Origin of the sequence: Lentzea sp. NBC_00516 (assembly GCF_036346835.1) — a bacterium.
In the GTDB taxonomy this organism is placed as follows: domain Bacteria; phylum Actinomycetota; class Actinomycetes; order Mycobacteriales; family Pseudonocardiaceae; genus Lentzea; species Lentzea sokolovensis.
In genome coordinates, this window is sequence record NZ_CP107840.1 from 1,888,265 (window position 1) to 1,904,394 (window position 16,130).

Annotated in this window: 17 protein-coding genes; 10 read left to right on the plus strand and 7 right to left on the minus strand. The window is 67.7% G+C overall.

Going from position 1 to position 16,130, the window contains the following annotated elements; translation table 11 throughout:
* Positions 1-50: 50 nt before the first annotated feature.
* Together OG205_RS08415 and OG205_RS08420 are read left to right on the plus strand one after the other, a co-directional pair.
* Positions 51-995: a helix-turn-helix transcriptional regulator gene (locus OG205_RS08415; RefSeq protein ID WP_330275680.1), complete on the plus strand. Its 945-nt coding sequence runs from the start codon at positions 51-53 to the stop codon at positions 993-995.
* A gap of 2 nt (positions 996-997) precedes the next feature.
* Entirely contained in the window at positions 998-1,264 is a 267-nt protein-coding gene (locus OG205_RS08420) for a hypothetical protein (protein ID WP_330275681.1), read from the plus strand.
* On the opposite strand, the gene OG205_RS08425 is transcribed toward OG205_RS08420, so the two are convergent.
* The gene (locus tag OG205_RS08425) at positions 1,212-4,118 is read right to left on the minus strand and encodes an NACHT domain-containing protein (protein ID WP_330275682.1); all 2,907 of its coding nucleotides are present in this window, start codon (positions 4,116-4,118) and stop codon (positions 1,212-1,214) included. The two genes, OG205_RS08420 and OG205_RS08425, sit on opposite strands and share 53 nt — an antisense overlap.
* Positions 4,119-4,147: 29 nt before the next feature.
* Positions 4,148-4,699, minus strand: a complete 552-nt coding sequence (locus tag OG205_RS08430) for a cadmium resistance transporter (RefSeq protein WP_330278128.1) — start codon at positions 4,697-4,699, stop codon at positions 4,148-4,150.
* 95 nt (positions 4,700-4,794) lie between these two features.
* Here OG205_RS08430 and OG205_RS08435 point away from each other — a divergent pair, with 95 nt between their 5' ends.
* Positions 4,795-5,661 carry an SDR family NAD(P)-dependent oxidoreductase gene (locus OG205_RS08435; RefSeq protein ID WP_330275683.1) on the plus strand — a complete coding sequence of 289 codons (867 nt, stop codon included), beginning with the start codon at positions 4,795-4,797 and terminating at the stop codon, positions 5,659-5,661.
* A 9-nt stretch (positions 5,662-5,670) separates the two neighbouring features.
* Positions 5,671-6,231 carry a TetR/AcrR family transcriptional regulator gene (locus OG205_RS08440; protein ID WP_330275684.1) on the plus strand — a complete coding sequence of 187 codons (561 nt, stop codon included), beginning with the start codon at positions 5,671-5,673 and terminating at the stop codon, positions 6,229-6,231.
* Here OG205_RS08440 and OG205_RS08445 read toward each other — a convergent pair.
* From OG205_RS08445 to OG205_RS08460, 4 genes are read right to left on the minus strand one after another with little or no spacing between them, the layout of a single operon-like run.
* Positions 6,220-7,017: an LLM class flavin-dependent oxidoreductase gene (locus OG205_RS08445; protein WP_330275685.1), complete on the minus strand. Its 798-nt coding sequence runs from the start codon at positions 7,015-7,017 to the stop codon at positions 6,220-6,222. The two genes, OG205_RS08440 and OG205_RS08445, sit on opposite strands and share 12 nt — an antisense overlap.
* 37 nt (positions 7,018-7,054) lie before the next feature.
* Entirely contained in the window at positions 7,055-7,855 is an 801-nt protein-coding gene (locus tag OG205_RS08450) for an LLM class flavin-dependent oxidoreductase (RefSeq protein ID WP_330275686.1), read from the minus strand.
* 15 nt (positions 7,856-7,870) lie between these two features.
* Positions 7,871-8,365, minus strand: coding sequence for a DinB family protein (locus OG205_RS08455; protein WP_330275687.1), 495 nt, complete (start codon positions 8,363-8,365; stop codon positions 7,871-7,873).
* The gene (locus OG205_RS08460) at positions 8,362-9,024 is read right to left on the minus strand and encodes a hypothetical protein (RefSeq protein WP_330275688.1); all 663 of its coding nucleotides are present in this window, start codon (positions 9,022-9,024) and stop codon (positions 8,362-8,364) included. Before OG205_RS08460 ends, OG205_RS08455 begins: the two co-directional genes overlap by 4 nt.
* Positions 9,025-9,412: 388 nt before the next feature.
* Here OG205_RS08460 and OG205_RS08465 point away from each other — a divergent pair, with 388 nt between their 5' ends.
* The 5 genes from OG205_RS08465 (at position 9,413) to OG205_RS08485 (ending at position 14,720) form a co-directional block, all read left to right on the plus strand.
* Positions 9,413-10,390, plus strand: coding sequence for a tyrosine-type recombinase/integrase (locus tag OG205_RS08465; RefSeq protein WP_330278129.1), 978 nt, complete (start codon positions 9,413-9,415; stop codon positions 10,388-10,390).
* A gap of 123 nt (positions 10,391-10,513) precedes the next feature.
* Entirely contained in the window at positions 10,514-11,341 is an 828-nt protein-coding gene (gene ku, locus OG205_RS08470; protein ID WP_330275689.1) for a non-homologous end joining protein Ku, read from the plus strand.
* A complete protein-coding gene (gene ligD / locus OG205_RS08475; protein ID WP_330275690.1) occupies positions 11,342-12,787 on the plus strand; it encodes a non-homologous end-joining DNA ligase in 1,446 nt (481 codons plus the stop codon).
* The gene (gene ligD, locus OG205_RS08480; protein ID WP_330275691.1) at positions 12,774-13,649 is read left to right on the plus strand and encodes a non-homologous end-joining DNA ligase; all 876 of its coding nucleotides are present in this window, start codon (positions 12,774-12,776) and stop codon (positions 13,647-13,649) included. Before ligD (OG205_RS08475) ends, ligD (OG205_RS08480) begins: the two co-directional genes overlap by 14 nt.
* Positions 13,650-13,682: 33 nt before the next feature.
* The gene (locus OG205_RS08485; RefSeq protein ID WP_330275692.1) at positions 13,683-14,720 is read left to right on the plus strand and encodes a GrpB family protein; all 1,038 of its coding nucleotides are present in this window, start codon (positions 13,683-13,685) and stop codon (positions 14,718-14,720) included.
* Here OG205_RS08485 and OG205_RS08490 read toward each other — a convergent pair.
* On the minus strand, positions 14,698-15,669 hold the full coding sequence (locus OG205_RS08490) for a GlxA family transcriptional regulator (protein ID WP_330275693.1): 972 nt from the start codon (positions 15,667-15,669) through the stop codon (positions 14,698-14,700). The two genes, OG205_RS08485 and OG205_RS08490, sit on opposite strands and share 23 nt — an antisense overlap.
* A gap of 53 nt (positions 15,670-15,722) precedes the next feature.
* Here OG205_RS08490 and OG205_RS08495 point away from each other — a divergent pair, with 53 nt between their 5' ends.
* Positions 15,723-16,112 (plus strand): cupin domain-containing protein, encoded by a 390-nt coding sequence (locus OG205_RS08495; protein ID WP_330275694.1) that lies wholly within the window; start codon positions 15,723-15,725, stop codon positions 16,110-16,112.
* Positions 16,113-16,130 lie beyond the last annotated feature (18 nt).

Genomic DNA, 16,130 nt, shown 5'->3' on the forward strand with positions numbered 1-16,130 from the left:
CCCAAGGCTAACGACGCTTGCGGCCAGCCTCTGTCCTAAAGTGTCCGTCCATGTTGGAAACATCGGCGCGCCTGCTGCGTCTGCTCGCCCTGCTGCAGTCACGCCGCGACTGGCAGGGCAGCGAACTGGCCGGCGAACTGCGGATCAGCCCCCGCACCGTCCGCCGCGACGTCGACCGCCTGCGCGAACTCGGCTACCCGGTCAACGCCACCACAGGTTCGTTCGGCGGCTACCGCCTCGGCGCCGGCGCCGAACTCCCACCCCTGCTGCTCGACGACAGCGAGGCCGTCGCGGTAGCGGCCGCCCTGCGCACCAACGCCGTCACGGGCCTGGAAGAGGTGTCCCTGCGCGCGCTGCTGAAGCTGGAACAGGTCCTCCCGTCCCGCCTGCGCCACCGAGTCTCCGCCCTGGAACAGGTCGAATCCGTCCCGCGCGACTCCCCGGCCCCCGCCCTCGACCCGGAGTTGCTGACGGTCCTCGCCGCGGCCTGCCGAGACAGCGACACCCTCCGCTTCGACTACAACGCCCACGACGGCACCCCAACCCGCCGCCGAGTGGAACCCCACCGCCTCGTCAACTGGGGCCGCCGCTGGTACCTCGTAGCCTGGGACGCCGACAAACAGGACTGGCGCAGCTTCCGCGTAGACCGCATCACCCCACCCCAACCCCCTCACGGCCCGCGCTTCGCTCCACGGGACTTCGACGCCACCACCTACGTCGCCTCCCGCGTGACCCAAGCCGCCTGGCGCTTCCAGGCCCGAGTCCTCGTCCACGCCCCGGCCGACGCCGTCGCCGCCCGCATCAACGCCGCCATCGGCACCGTCGAAGCCGTGGACGACGCGTCCTGCGTGCTCGTGACCGGCTCCGACTCCGTCGAAACGCTCGCCGTGTGGATCGGCATGCTCGACTTCGACTTCGAAGTCACCTCACCACCGGAGCTGGTGGCACACGTTCGCACTCTTGCGGCCCGCTACGCCCGCGCCGTACAAGACTGACCATGGCCATCACCGGACGGGACATCGAGCACCTGCTCTACACCGAGACGCCCGACCCGATCCTGGTCCTGCAGGACGGAGCGGTGGAGATCGTGGCCGCCGCCGACCTCGGGCAGCGGCCTGGGGCGATCGTCGTGTGCTCGCGTCGCGAGTTGCTGCGGCGGGTGGGGGAGCGCGACATCAGCGAGCAGGAGCTCGAGGCGCTGGCCGCCGAACTCACCAGGTCAACTCAACACCCAGCTCCGCCGCCGCCTGCCTGGCCCGCTTGACCACGTCAGGCCGAAGGTCACGGACGATTTCCTGGTCGAGTGAGTCCAGCACCCTCACGAGGCTGGGGCTGAAGGCGCTTGCGTCCACCCCGAGATCGTGCAACCTGAGCAGGCCGCCCAGCATGTCCTCGGTGTGCACGGCATACTCCCGCCGCGCGAATTGCTCCAGCAGTTCTGCATCGTCGCCACCGGTACCGAGCCTTGCGAAGAACTCACGCGAGAACACCTCACCCTCAGCACCCTTGTCGGCCTTGTACAGCCGGTGGAGCGCAGGGACACACCTCTCGACCGGGGTCACCATCAAGTTGATCAGCGCCGCCGTCACGGCGATGCCGTACTGGGACACCAGCGGCGTCAGCGCGTCTCGCAACGTCACGCTGACCTCGTCCAACGTCACGTACGGCTCCGACATCAGCAACCACTCGTTGTGGACCTCCCGGTCGCGGTTGCTGAGGCTCACCGCGAAGTGCCGGTCGGCGTCGCGCTCCACCCAGAACCACAGCACGACGTTCGCCCACTCGCTCGACGACAGCCGCGACTTCCAGAACAAGGCCAGCCGCCGCCAGTCGTCCACGCTCACGCCCAACTCGTCGGCAAAGATCCTGTCCCGTAGCGCCAACGCCAGCACCACCAGGTTGAGCGAGTACTTCGCGTCCCGAACCGAGTCGGGCACCGGCACCGGCCTGTAGTCACCACGCGACTTCCTCGTCTCGTCCCGCGCCGCGAACAACCTCGACACCAGGTCGAGCAGCCCGTCCCGGTCGGACTTCGCCGCGAACTCCCGAAGGAAGTCCAGCACCGGTTTGCTCGTCATCAGCGCCATATAGGACAGCACGGCGTAGAGCTCGGTGTCGTCCGCCGAGGACTTGCGCTTCGACCGGGCACGGTCCTCCTCTCGCAGTTCCGTGAGCCTGTTCCACACGAACCGCGCCACGAGGTACTCACCGAAGGTGGCGTGCAGGAACTCGTAGGTCCGCAGCGTGGTGGAGTCCGCACGTACGGCCTCCGTCTTCTGCACGAAGAAGAACCGCCCCAGCACCGTCTCGCCGGCCGACAGGCGGGTGTGGGTTCCGACCAGCCGGTCCGGGGAGTCGAGAGCGAGTAGCTGGACGAGGTCCGCCGTCATCTCCTGCTCGGCGATCCACTGCACGCCGCGGTTGAACATCGCGAGCGCCACCACCGACAACCGGTCGAGCTCGAACTCGATGTCCCGATCTAGATCGGCATTGGACCGGGACGTACCGCTCTTGGTCACCTCGCGCCGGGCGAACAGGTCGAGCAGGCGCTTGTACAGTTGCCCGCGGCTCAGACTGAGGTGGTCGAGCTGGAACGAGTCATCGACCGCGTCGTACAACGCCAGCATCAGCAACAACAACGGCTGCGAAGCCAGATCCGGGTAGCGCAGGGCGGTGTCGGCAGGCAGCGGGCGGTTGACCGCGTTCCACACTTCCAGCCAGGACCGCACCTGGTCGTCGTCGAACGGCAGCAGCCGCACGACCTGCGTGCCCAGCGGCATCTCCAGGCCCGCGCACACGCTCAACCGGCTTGTCACGACGAACACAGCCGGCCTGCCCATGTCCTCGAGGCGCTGCTGGAACTCGGCGATGATCGTCAGGTACCGGGTCTGGCTCACGCCGGTGGCCTGCAGCAGTTCGTCAAAGCCGTCCAGCACGACCAAGGGCAAAGCCCCGCCGGTGTTGCGGGAGAGGTCCGCCCAGCTGACCGGCTCCTGCAACAGGGTGTGCAGGCCGCGTTCGATCTGATGCACCAGATCGGCGTCCGAGGGCGTGCAGCGCAGCTCCACCCGCACGACGGCGAAGTCCGACGCCGGCAACCGCGCGGCGAGCATCTCGGTCAGCACCGACTTGCCCGAACCCGGATCGCCCAGCACCAGCAGAGGAGCCGCCAACGCCTCCGGTGACGTCAGATACCCCGCCAGGTAGGCGTAGAGATCGTCACGGACGGGAACGTCGTCCCACCACGCGAGCAAAGACGGCGCCAGAGCGCGGTCCGTGTCGGTCACGACCTGGAACCTGGGGTCGACGTAGGCGTCGGCCAGGCTCGGGATCCGCACGCCGTCCGGCACCTCGGTCGACTTCACCAACGGCCGCCGCAACGCGCCCCGGTAGGCACCCGCCAGCTCGGCCAGCCGTACCTCAGGTGTCAGGTCGGTCGTGGTCTCGCTGAGCACGTCCTCCAGTCGTGCCAACGCCTTGCGTACCGATCGGCCGTCCTCGATCGCGCACCAGAACCTGATCTCCGGGTACTCGGCGGCAAGCTGACCCAAGAGCTCCTGGTACCGCTCCAGCGCGCGTGTCACGGTGCTTCGGACCGCGTTGTGCACTCGCCCCCGTTCGGTCTCGTTGAGACCGTCCCAGCACGCCAGATCCGTCAGCATGGCGTACAGATTGGTGGCGAGCTCGTCGTAGGCCAGCGTCAGAACAGTCAGGTTCTCCTCGTAGGAACGCCCCACCGACGGAAGCGGCAGTTCCAGCTCCCACGGGCGGAACTTCGCGACGAGCTCGCGGTCTTCCTTGGTGAGCTTCACGTGGACCTGCTGCCCTTCGAACGCCTCGAAGAACGCAGTCATCACCAGGACCGCGTGCGCGGCGTGCAGTTGCTGGGTGCGGGTGTATCGACTCACGCCCCGGCGCTTCGCGGAGGCCTTGGAGATCAACTCGTTGCTCAGGCGGATGAAGTCCGGCTTGGCGTCGAAGAGGTCGAGCACCTCCCACAGCCCCAACGAGCCGGCCAGAAGCGCGCCGCCCATGACCTTGTCCATGGCAGCGACGACCGGGTGCTCCTTGCCGCCGAGGATCTTGACGGCCTCGTTGTAGCTGTAGGTCTTTCGCACCCGAAATGTCTACCTGACGATCCGCTCGCTCATCCGGAGAACAACACCAAAAGACCAATGGCGATCAGTACGACCGGCAGAGCGATGTGGCCCCACTTGGCCAGGGCTCGTGCCACCAGCTGGCGGGAGGCCAGGAACCAGCCCGCCAGGCACCAGACACCTACCAGCAGCAGGAACACCACGACGTAGACCCACAGCGAGTCCGCCACGGCGAAGACCGGGACGTAGACGCCGATGTTGTCGCCGCCGTTGGCCAGGGTCACGCCGGCCATCGCGAGGATGCCGGGAGCGGCGTCCGGTTCGTCATCGTCGTCGGAGCCTCGCCACAGGGACCAGGCGGCTTTGAGGCCGAGGGCCAGGGGGATCAGGCCCAGCCACGGGCGGAACTGGTCGGGGAGCAGGGAGGCGCCCAGCGCGCCGACGACGGCCAGCGTCAGGATCGCGGTGAAGCCCAGGTACTGGGCCGTCACGACCTGCCAGGCCGACTTCGCCCGCGCGAAGAACAGCGCGAGGAGCACCAGGTCGTCGACGTTCGTCACCGCGAACATGCCTGTCGCCTGGCCGATCACCCCAAGATCCACGGCCGCATTCTCGCTCACCCTTGAAACGGATAGCTCATCCGTATGTGTGCTAGCGTCGATCTCAAGCGGATCAGCTATCCGGATTGGGGAGCGTCATGGCGCGCAAGGCAGTGGTCACCGCGGGGACCGGCGGCATCGGGCTGGAGACGGCACTGGGGCTCGCTCAGGCAGGGTTTGCCGTCACGGTCGTGGGGCGCAATGCCGAACGTGGGGCGCGAGCCGTCGAGAGGATCAACGCCGGGGGAGTAGAGCCCGCGAGATTCCTGCAGGCCGACCTCGCCTCACTCGACGAGGTGCGTGCGCTCGCCGAGCGGATCGCCGCCGAAGGGGAGTTGGAGGTGCTGGTCAACAACGTCGGCGCCATGTTCGCCGATCGTGCCGAGTTCGACGGCGTCGAAGCCTCGTTCGTCGTCAACCACCTCTCGCCCTACCTGCTCACCGAGCTGCTGCTCCCGGTGCTGACCGGCCGGGTCGTGAACGTGACGTCCGGCTCCGTGGTGGTCGCGAAGAAGGTGTTCGACGAGGTCGAGCCGCCCGGTGGCTACTACGGGTTCCACTGGTACGGGCGCGCCAAGCTCGCGAACCTCGCCTACACCCTCGACCTCGCCCAGCGGCAGACGAAGGTGGCGGTGCTCGCGGCCGACCCCGGTGGCGCGGACACCGACATGACCGACGGCACCATGCGCACGTCCAAGATCGTGTCGCCTGGGCTGCGGCTGCTGTGGCCGCTGGTCCGCCGCACGTTCGAACGGGCTACTTCCGGACCCGTCTCCGCGGCCGCCCGGCCCTCGATCCTGGCGGCGACCGACACGACGCTGGCCTCGGGCACCGTCATCGGGCGCCGTGCCGTTCCCGTGTCACCGAACCGCACGGCCACGGACCCACGCGTCCAGCAGGCCGTGCGCAGGCTCAGCGAGAGGCACGCGCCACTCGTCCACGTTCCGGATGGCGTATCCAATTAAGCTGGAGGCATGACGCCGCAGCGAAAGGACGCCGCCCGCAACTGGGAGCACATCCTCACCGTCGCCAGAGAACTCGTCGACGAAGGCACCCCGCTGCAACTCAACGACGTCGCCCGCCGCGCAGGACTGGGCGTCGGCACGGTCTACCGGCACTTCCCGACCACCGAAGCGCTCCTCGAGACCGTCGCCACGCCCTGCCTCGAAGCACTCGCCGGCCACGGCGAACAAGCCCTCACCCACGACGACCCGTGGAAAGCCTTCGCCGACTTCCTCACCAGGCTCGTCGAAGGCCAGGTCACCGACGCCGCACTCGTCAAGGTCGCCGCCACGACCCAGGACGTGCTGCCGCGCACCACCGAACTCAAAGCGCAGATCCTCGCCACCGGCGCCAAACTGCTCGCCCGCGCCCGCGACGCCGGAACCGTCCGCCCCGACGTGCACGACGACGACCTCGTCCCGCTCATGTGCGGCATCTCCTACGCCACCTACGTGCACAGCGCGAGCCCCGCCGACCGGCTCACCACCGCCCGCCGCTACCTCGCGACCCTGCTCCGCGGCCTACACGCCTGACCGCGGCGGACCCGCCGCCACGAACGCCCGCAGCTCGTCCAGCTCCTGCGCGCCACCGTCGGTCAGCATCCACGTCACGCCCGCGGCCTCGTACTCCTTCACCTCCTCCGGCAACACGCCGCCACCCCACATCACGACATCACCGTCATCAGGCCCGCCCGACGCCACGAAGTCCGCCTTCAAGCGAGCCGCATCCTCGGGGGAGAGCACCACCAACCCGTCAGGGCCGAACGTCGCCGGCACCACACCCGCCGCATGCTCCGCCGCACGGAACGGCGACGACCGCGGCCAGTTCCCGCCGACCCAGATCGGCACCTCCACCGGCGCGAACCGCACACCGGACACCTCGAACAACGCACCCCGGTGCTCGACCTCGGCGCCGGACAACAACGCCCGCAACAGCTCGACGCCCTCCGACATCGCCCCAGCACGCGACGCACGCTCGCCGAAGGGGGAGTAGTCCTGCGGCACACCCGCACCCACCCCGAGCACCAGCCGCCCACCGGACAACCGCTGCAGGGTCGACGCCTCCAACGCCACCTTCCACGGCCGCCGACGCCCCAGCGACGTCACCAACGGCCCCAGCCGCAGCCTCGACGTCCGCGCCGCCACCGCCCCCAACGTCACCCAGACATCAGCGACAACAGGCTCCTCCGGCACCACCACGTGATCCCACAGGAAAAACCCGTCCCACCCCGCCTCCTCCGCCGCCACCGCGAGCGACACCAGGACCGACGGATCACCCAGCGACGAACCGAACGAAGGAACATAGATCGCGTATTCCATGCCCCTCAGTGTGGCAAGCACCCCCGACAAGATCGTTCTAACGCGGCGGACCAGCAGAAATGTAGGAACGCAGCTCCGGAAACGACGCCTTCCACCCGTCCAGCAACAACCACGTCGCACCGGCGTCCGCGAACTCCGACACCTGCGCCACAGACGGCCGCGCCCCACCACCCCAGATCGCCAAATCCCCGTCCACAGGCCCACCCGCAGCCACGAACTCCGCCTTCATCGACGCCGCCTGCGCAGGAGACGCCACCGCGAACCCACCCGACCCGTCCTGAATGATCGGAAACAACCCCGACGCCCGCGCCGCCGCCAGGAACGGCACCTTCCGCGGCCAGATCCCCGACGTCCACACCGGCACGTCCACCGGAGCGAACCGCACCCCGGACGCCTCGAACACAGCACCCCGATGCTCCACCGGATCACCCGAGAGCAACTCCTGCACCAACTCCACACCCTCGGTCAACCGCGCCGCACGCGACCGCGCATCCGACACCTCACCGAACGACGTGTAATCCCGAGGCACACCCATCCCCACCCCGAGCACCAACCGCCCACCCGACAACCGCTGCAAGGTCGACGCCTCCACAGCCAGCTTCCACGGACGACGCCGGGGGACAGGCGTGATCATCGGCCCCAGCACGATTCGCGACGTCCGCGCCGCCACCGCCCCCAACGTCACCCACGGATCAGCCACCAACGGCTCCGCCACCAGGTGATCCCACATGAAGAACCCGTCCCAGCCGGCCGCCTCGGCCTCAACGGCCAACGAACACAGCACCGCCGGATCGCCATAGGTCTCGCCATAACAAGGCACGTAGATCGCAAAACGCATGCGGGGGAGTCTGCCTCAACGCCCCTCACCGGTCGCGCCGTCGAGCTGCTCCCGCAAGATGTCAGCGTGCCCCGCATGCCGCGCGGTCTCCGTCGTCACATGCACCAACACGTTGAACAACATCACGTCCGGACGCGGCCACCACGGCACATGACCAGGGGAGTCCACCGCAAGCGCCGCGATCGTCGCATCCGAGTGCGCACACGCACGCCGATAGCGCTCAACGATGTCCTCACGCGACTCCGACTCGTCCGCCCGCATGTCCGACCCACGCGCCGCCAAGTCGTCCCACCGAGGCATCGGCTCAGGAAACGGCCGCCCGAACACCTCACCGAAGTACCGCGACTCCGTCAACGTCAGATGCTTCACCAAACCCAGCAGATTCGTCCCCGACCCCACCAACGGCCGCCGCACGTCCGCCTCGGCCAACCCGTCGAGCTTCCACACCAACACCTCGCGCAACTCACGCAAATCGTCGTGCAGGTACTTCTTCGCGAACTCATCGATCATGAACGCGGAGCCTGCCAGTCACGCGCGACCGACTCCACCCACGACCAGACATCCGGCATCGCGTCGAATGAGTACAAGGAGAACCGCGGGCATCCCGGCAACGGCGTGACGCTGTCGAACGAATGGTCAGGCGCGAACAGCACAAGACGGCCCGTCTCGCCGTGCGCCGCCGTCAGGTTCCCGTTGGCTTCTATCGCCACGGTGACGAAAGGCAGCAACTCCTCGCCCGGAAGGGGCAGCTTCTCGTCCGTCCACAACCAGTCGTACTGACCGACGACATCAGCGAACGACGTCCGCGACGCCGACACCGTCAACACCTCGTTCTGGTTCAGCCACAGCGTCGACGGACCACCGAACTGCTCAACGATCCCGCCGAACACCGCCCAGAGGCGTTCCAGGAACGCCGGAGAGCCGGCGACTCGAGAAGGCGGCTGACAGAGCCAGCCGCGGCGGTCGTCAGAACGACCCCACGCCAGAAGTTCATAAGGACGGCCCGCCACGGACACCGGCGTGACGGTCGCGGACGCCAGCAGAGCCGACAACTCCGAAAACCCGGGCAACGGCCCGCGAGCCCAAGAGGAAACCGGGCCGACGACGACCGCGGAGCCCGGCTCCACGAACCACGGCACGCACTCCAGGAACCGATCCCAGTCAGACACGCCGCCGAGCATGGCAGGAGAGGCCCGCCACCAGCGCCGGATCCACGTTACTTGACATAATGTAGATTATCGGCAAAACGACGACCTGCGAAGATCGTCTCAGAAGGGGCTGAAACGCCCGTGTCGCCGCGTCTGCAAGACGCAGCCAACGGGCAGGCCGGCTGCGCTTGCAGACGCCACAACATCAGATCCACGGCGATGTCGGAGCGCGGTCGACACCGACGTGTCGTCAGTGAGACGTACGTGGCGGGGTGCCATTACGTTCGCGATCCCCGACAAGTGACGCCACCTGGTCCAGCGGCTTCCTCCGCCACGTCGAATCCCGGCGAAACGGACATATCATGCATAATCGCCATTATCCAGCACAGTGCGCGGAATTGTCGGTGGTGTGCGGTACAAGATCCATATGCACGTGCTCGCCGCCCAGGACGCCTTCTTCCTCGCCCGCCGGACTCGCAAGGACTCGCCGCACACGACGGCGGCCTACCAGCGGGATCTCTCCGGCGTGAACACACTCCTGGCCGAGGCCCTCCTCTCCCCCGTCGAGGAACTCACCATGGGCCAGCTCACCGGGGCGAACCTCCGTCAGGCTTTCGGGTTGTTCGCGGACACCCACGCCAAGAGCTCCGTGCTGCGCGCCTGGTCTACGTGGAACCAGTTCCTGACGTTCTGCGTGGCCGAGGACCTCATCGCCGGCAACCCGATGGGTGCCATCGCCCGCCCCAAGACGCCTCCGCTCGTGCCCAAGCCCCTGCGTGGTGAGGACACCCCCGAGCAGTTGCTCTCGGCCGCGGCGGAGGGTGCGACAAAGGGGCGTGATCCGTGGCCTGAACGGGACGTGCTGGTCATCGCGCTGGGGCTGGTCGCAGGCCTCCGAAGTGCTGAGATGCGGACCCTCACATTGGCGAGCGTGGTCGGGCGTGAGGGTGATCAGCGGCTGCACGTGAAGGGCAAGGGCAACCGGGACAGGTCCGTCCCCATCGAGCCTCCGATGGAGCGCATCGTGGAGGCGTACCTGAAGAGTTGTAAGCAGCGTTTTCCGCAGGGGCGTTTTGATCGTGAGTCGGCGTTGCTCAGGGACCGGCATGGTGAGCCGATCGGGCGGGGTGGGCTGGAGTACCTGGTGAAGTCGTGTTTTCGGTGGGCGGGGTTGAACGACCGGGTGCCGACGGGGGCGAGTTTGCATGCTCTGCGGCACACGTTCGCGACGCGGCTGGCCGAGGACGGGGCGAACGCGAGCGAGATCATGGCGCTGCTGGGGCATGCGAGTTTGGCGACGAGTCAGAACTACATCGAGGCGACGGCGCGCGAGAGACGAGCCGCGGTGGCGAGCAACAGGACGTACCGGGCGCTCAAGGACATCTAGCGGTGTTCCAGTGGGATGCGGGACTCTCGGTTGTGACGCGTGGGCCGGGGGTCGCTCAGTTGCCGGATCGTTAGGCCAAGTGGGTGATCTGATAGTGCGAAAACCGCATTTCAGGGGTACCCAATGAGAATGAGATCCGTGTGGCGTGGGGCCATCTCCTTCGGGTTGGTGACGATCGCCGTGCGCCTCTACACGGCTGTCGAGGAGCACGACTTCCGTTTCAACCAGGTGCACCGGGAGGACGGCGGGCGCATCAAGTACAAGCGCGTCTGTTCGGTGTGCGGTGAAGAGGTCGAGTATTCGGAGATCACCAAGGGCTATGAGTTGGACGACGGCCGCATGGTGATCATGGAGAACGAGGACTTCGACAAGTTGCCGGTGAAGACCGACAAGTCGATCGACGTGCTGGAGTTCGTGCCGGCGGAGGAGATTGATCCGATCTACTTCCAGAAGACGTACTACCTGGAGCCGGACAAGGCCGCCGCACGACCGTACGTGCTGCTCAGGGACGCTCTCGTCAAGACAGGTCAGCTGGCGGTCGTGAAGATCACGATCCGGCAGAAGGAGACGCTGGCGACGATCCGGGCGCGTGATGACGTGCTGGTGATGCACACGATGTTGTGGCCGGACGAGATTCGCAAGGCGGAGTTCGACTTCCTGGACCAGGACGTCGAGGTGCGGCCGCAGGAGTTGAAGATGGCGACGTCGCTGGTGGAGTCGATGGCGGGTGACTTCGATCCGGACACGTTCACCGATGACTATCGGGACGCGCTGGAGAAGGTGATCGCGGCGAAGGCGGAGGGTGCGGAGTTGCCTGAGCAGCCGGAGGCCGAGGAGAAGGGCGATGTCATCGATCTGATGACGGCGCTGGAGCGCAGTGTGGAGAAGGCGAAGGCCGGGCGGAAGAGCGAGAAGAAGGCGCCGCCGAAGAAGAAGGCCTCGTCGGCGTAGATGGCCGGGCTCGGCGAGTACCGGCGCAAGAGGGATCCGGCCAGGACGCCGGAGCCCGTTCCGAGCGCGGACGAGTTGCCGAAGGGCAATGACGACACGTTCGTGATTCAGGAGCATCACGCGAGCAGCCTGCATTGGGATGTGCGGTTGGAGCGTGATGGTGTTCTGGTGTCGTGGGCGGTGCCGAAGGGTTTGCCGTCCACGACTGATGTGGTGCGTCTGGCTGTGCACACCGAGGACCATCCGCTGGAGTACGCGCAGTTCTCCGGGGAGATTCCGAAGGGTGAGTACGGCGGCGGCGAGATGGTCATCTGGGATCGTGGCCGCTATGAGACGGTGAAGTGGTCGGACCGTGAGGTCGACGTCGTTCTGCACGGTCATCGTGTGCAGGGTCAGTTCGTGTTCTTCCGGTCGGGCAAGGACGAGAAGAACTGGATGATGAAGCGCCGGCACGCTCCGGCGCGTCCGGACTGGAAGACGTTGCCGGAGCAGCTGAAGCCGATGCTCGCTGTTCCCGGTCCCCTCCCCCAGGACGATGATGATCTTTGGGCTTACGAGTTCAAGTGGGACGGCGTCCGGGCGATCCTGAGGGTCGAGGGCGGGCGTGTGCAGGCGTGGTCGCGGCTGGGCAACGACATCACGGTCGCCTATCCGGAGCTGCAGGGTGTGGGTGAGCAGCTGGGGTCGACGGAGGCGTTGCTCGACGGGGAGATCGTCGCGTTGCAGAACGGTCGGCCGAGTTTCAGCGCGTTGCAGAACCGGATGCACGTGACGAGGTCGGAGGCCGCGCGCCGGGCCGGGAGGCAGTATCCGGCCACGTTGCTGCTGTTCGACCTGCTGCACCTGGATGGCAGTTCCACGATGCAGCTCCCCTTCCGGCAACGGCGTGAGCTGCTCAGGGGTCTGGAGTTGAAGGGCCCGAACTGGCTGACTCCCCCGTCCTACGACGAGGACGGCGCTTCGGTGCTGGCGGCGAGCCGTGAGCAGGGCCTGGAGGGTGTGGTGGCGAAGCGGCTGGATTCGGTCTATCAGCCGGGGACGCGCAGCCCGGTGTGGCGCAAGATCACGGACCTGCTGGCGCAGGAGGTGGTGATCGGCGGCTGGCGGATGGGTGAGGGCAAGCGTTCGGGTGTGGTGGGGGCGCTGTTGCTGGGTATCCCCCAGGACGGCGGGCTGACGTTCGCGGGTTCGGTGGGCACCGGGTTCAACGACGCGGAGCTGGCGGTGTTGACGCCGCGGTTGAAGGCGTTGGCGCGCAAGGGTTCGCCGTTCGTGACGGAGATGCCGCGGGAACGGGCGAAGGGCGCGAAGTGGGTGGAGCCGGAGCTGGTGGCCGAGGTGGTGTTCCGGCAGTGGACGCCGGACGGGCGGATGCGGTTTCCGGCGTGGCGCGGGTTGCGGCCGGACAAGACGCCGGAGGAGGTGCGTCGGGTTGAGCAGCAGTGACGCGACTGTGCGGGTCGAGGACCGGGTGTTGAAGCTGACGAACCTGGACAAGCTGTTGTATCCGGAGTTCGGGTTCACCAAGGGTGAGGTGATCGATTACTACACCCGGATCGCGCCGGTGCTGCTCCCCCATCTCAAGGACCGTCCGGTGACGTTGAAGCGCTACCCCAACGGGGTGGACGGGAAGTGGTTCTTCGAGAAGAACGCGCCGGAGCACCGTCCGGAGTGGGTGCGGACGATGCGGCTGGACTCGCCGGGCAGCTCGAAGGGCAACGAGACCGTCAACTACGTGATGGTGGACGAGCTGGCGACGCTGGTGTGGCTGGCGAACCTGGCGGCGCTGGAGTTGCACGTGCCGCAGTGGACGGTGGGGCCGCGTGGGGGCAAGCGGGATCCTGACCTGCTGGTGTTCGACCTGGATCCGGGTGCGCCGGCGACGATCGTGGAGTGTTGCCGGGTCGCGGAGCAGGTGCGGATGGTGCTGGACGACGACGGCGTGGACTCGTGGGCGAAGACGTCGGGCAACAAGGGCATGCAGGTGTACGCGTACGCCCCGGCGAAGGACACGTCGGAGTACGCGAAGGCGGTGGCGCAGCGGCTGGCGCAGGAGCATCCGAAGCTGGTCGTGTCGACGATGGCGAAGGCGCAGCGGCCGGGGAAGGTGTTCATCGACTGGTCGCAGAACAACCCGGCGAAGACGACGATCGTGCCGTACTCGTTGCGGGCCAGGGAGCGGCCGGCGGTGTCGACGCCGATCACGTGGGACGAGGTCGAGGACTGCGAGGTCGTGGAGGATCTGGTGTTCACGGCGGACGAGGTGCTGGCGCGGGTCGAGTCGGCGGGTGACCTGTTCGGGAGTTGATATTCTGGCCGACTGCCTATGTGGGGGTTTGCCGTGAACATCGAGCTCGCCGAGTACGACGTCTCCTGGCCTGGTCTGTACGAGCGGGAACGCGCACGGGTGCTGGCCGCGCTGCCAGGTGCCGAGTTGGAGCACGTGGGGTCGACGTCGGTGCCGGGGTTGTGTGCGAAGCCGGTGATCGATCTGATGCTGGTGGCGGACGATCCGCGCGACGAGGTGTCGTACGTGCCGGCGTTGGAGGCCGCGGGGTATCGGGTGACGGTGCGGGAGGACGACTGGCACGACCACCGGATCCTCAAGGGCCCGGACACGAACATCAATCTGCACGTGTTCCCGCGTGGGTGTGCTCAGGTGCGGCGGCATCTGCTCTTCCGCGACTGGCTGCGTGACAACGCCGAGGACCGCGAGTTGTACGCGTCGGCCAAGCGGGCGCTGGCGGGGCGGGAGTGGGAGCGGGTGCAGGACTACGCGGCCGCGAAGACCGAGGTCGTGCTGGACGTTCTCGAACGCGCCTATCTCGCGCGGCCGGTGGAGCCGGGCGAGGTGGAGTTCGTGACGGAGACGCCGCCGCACAACGCCCCGGTGGTGCTGGAGGACTACAACCCGGCCTGGCCGCAGTGGTACGCCGCCGAGGAGGCGAAGATCCGGGCGGCGCTGGGCGAGCAGATCGTCAGGCTGGAGCACGTCGGGTCGACGTCGGTGCCGGGGCTGGCGGCGAAGCCGCTGATCGACGTCCTGCTGATCGTGCCGGACTCGGCCGACGAGGACGCCTACGTGCCGGCGTTGGTGGCGGCGGGCTACTACCTGCGGTTGCGGGAGCGGACGTGGCACGAGCACCGGTTGCTCAAGGGCACGGAGCCGAACGTGAACCTGCACGTCTACTCCCCCAGGTGCGAGGAGCTGGATCGGATGCTGGCGTTCCGCGACCGGCTGCGCGCCTATCCGGAGGATCGGGAGGAGTACGAGCGCACGAAGCGGGAGTTGGCGGGCCGGACCTGGAAGCGGGTGCAGGACTACGCCGACGCGAAGACGCGGGTGGTCGAGCGGATCATTCTGCGGGCGCTGAGCTGAAGCGGCGCCGGTAGTCCGACGGGGTGAGGCCGGTTTCGCGGCGCATCAGGGCGCGCAGGTTGGCGGCGGTGCCCAGGCCCGTGCGGCGGGCGACGACGTCGAAGCGCCGCTCCCCTAGCTCGATCAGCCGGCACGCGAGGGTGACGCGTTCCCCGGTGAGCCACGCCAGCGGTGTCGTGCCGAGCTGGGCCTGGAAGCGGCGGTGCAGCGTGGCCGGGCTGACGGCGGCGCGGGCGGCCAGCGAGGTGACGGTGAGCGGGGTGTCGAGGTGGTGCTGGGCCCAGGCCAGGACGGGGGCGAGTGACTCGTCGGGCAGGTCGGGTACGGGGCGTTCGACGAACTGTCGCTGGCCGCCGTCGCGGTGGGCGGCGAAGACGAGGCGGCGGCTGACGGAGTTGGCGATCTCGGCGCCGTGGTCGCGGCGCACCAGGTGCAGGCCGAGGTCGAGGGCGGCGGCGCTGCCGGCGGAGGTGAGGATGTCGCCGTCGTCGACGAACAGGACGTCGGGTTCGAGGTGCACGGCCGGGAAGCGGGTGCGGAAGTCGTCGGCCCACTGCCAGTGGGCGGTGGCGCGGCGGCCGTCGAGGACTCCTGCTTCGGCGAGGGTGAAGGCGCCGCTGCAGAAGCCGACGAGGCGGGCGCCCCGGGCGTGGGCTCGGCGGATGGCGTCGAGGACCTCAGGGCGTCGGGGTACCTCGACGTTGGGGCGGTTGGGGACGATGAGGGTGTCGGCGTGCTCTGCGGCCTGAAGGCTGTGCACGCCGGTGAGGGTGAAGAAGCCGTCGCGCATCGCCGTGTGCGGTTGCGGTGAGCACAGGCGGAAGTCGTAGAGGTGGCCGCCGATCTCGGGACGGTGCAGGCCGAAGACCTCGGTGGCGCAGCCGAGTTCGAACGGGTTGGAGTTCTCGTCCACGATGACGACGACGCGGTGCGAGGATTCTTGCGACATGTGCGATTCCTAGCACTCACGCAGGGGGCTCGCCAACGACCAGGCTCGACGGCATGAACGAACCCATCGCCCTGAACAAGGCTCTGGCCTCCTTCGACGCCCTGTGGAGCCCTCGGATCGTCACCCGCGTCAACGACTACGACGTGCGCGTCGCGAAGGTCGAGGGTGAGCACGTCTGGCACGTGCACGACGACACCGACGAGTTCTTCCTCGTGCTGGACGGCGAACTGCACATCGGGCTGCGTGAACCCGACGGCGAACGCACGGTCGTGCTCGGCAAGGGCGAGGTGTTCACCGTGCCGCGCGGCACGTTCCACAAGCCGGTGGCCCCGCACGGTGCGCGGATCCTGCTGTTCGAGCCGAGCGGAACGCTGACCGTGGGCGATCGGCACGAGGAGGTCCCGGCGCACGTGGACGTGACGACCGGACACGAGCTGGGCTGACGCCGCGAAGTAGCGTCA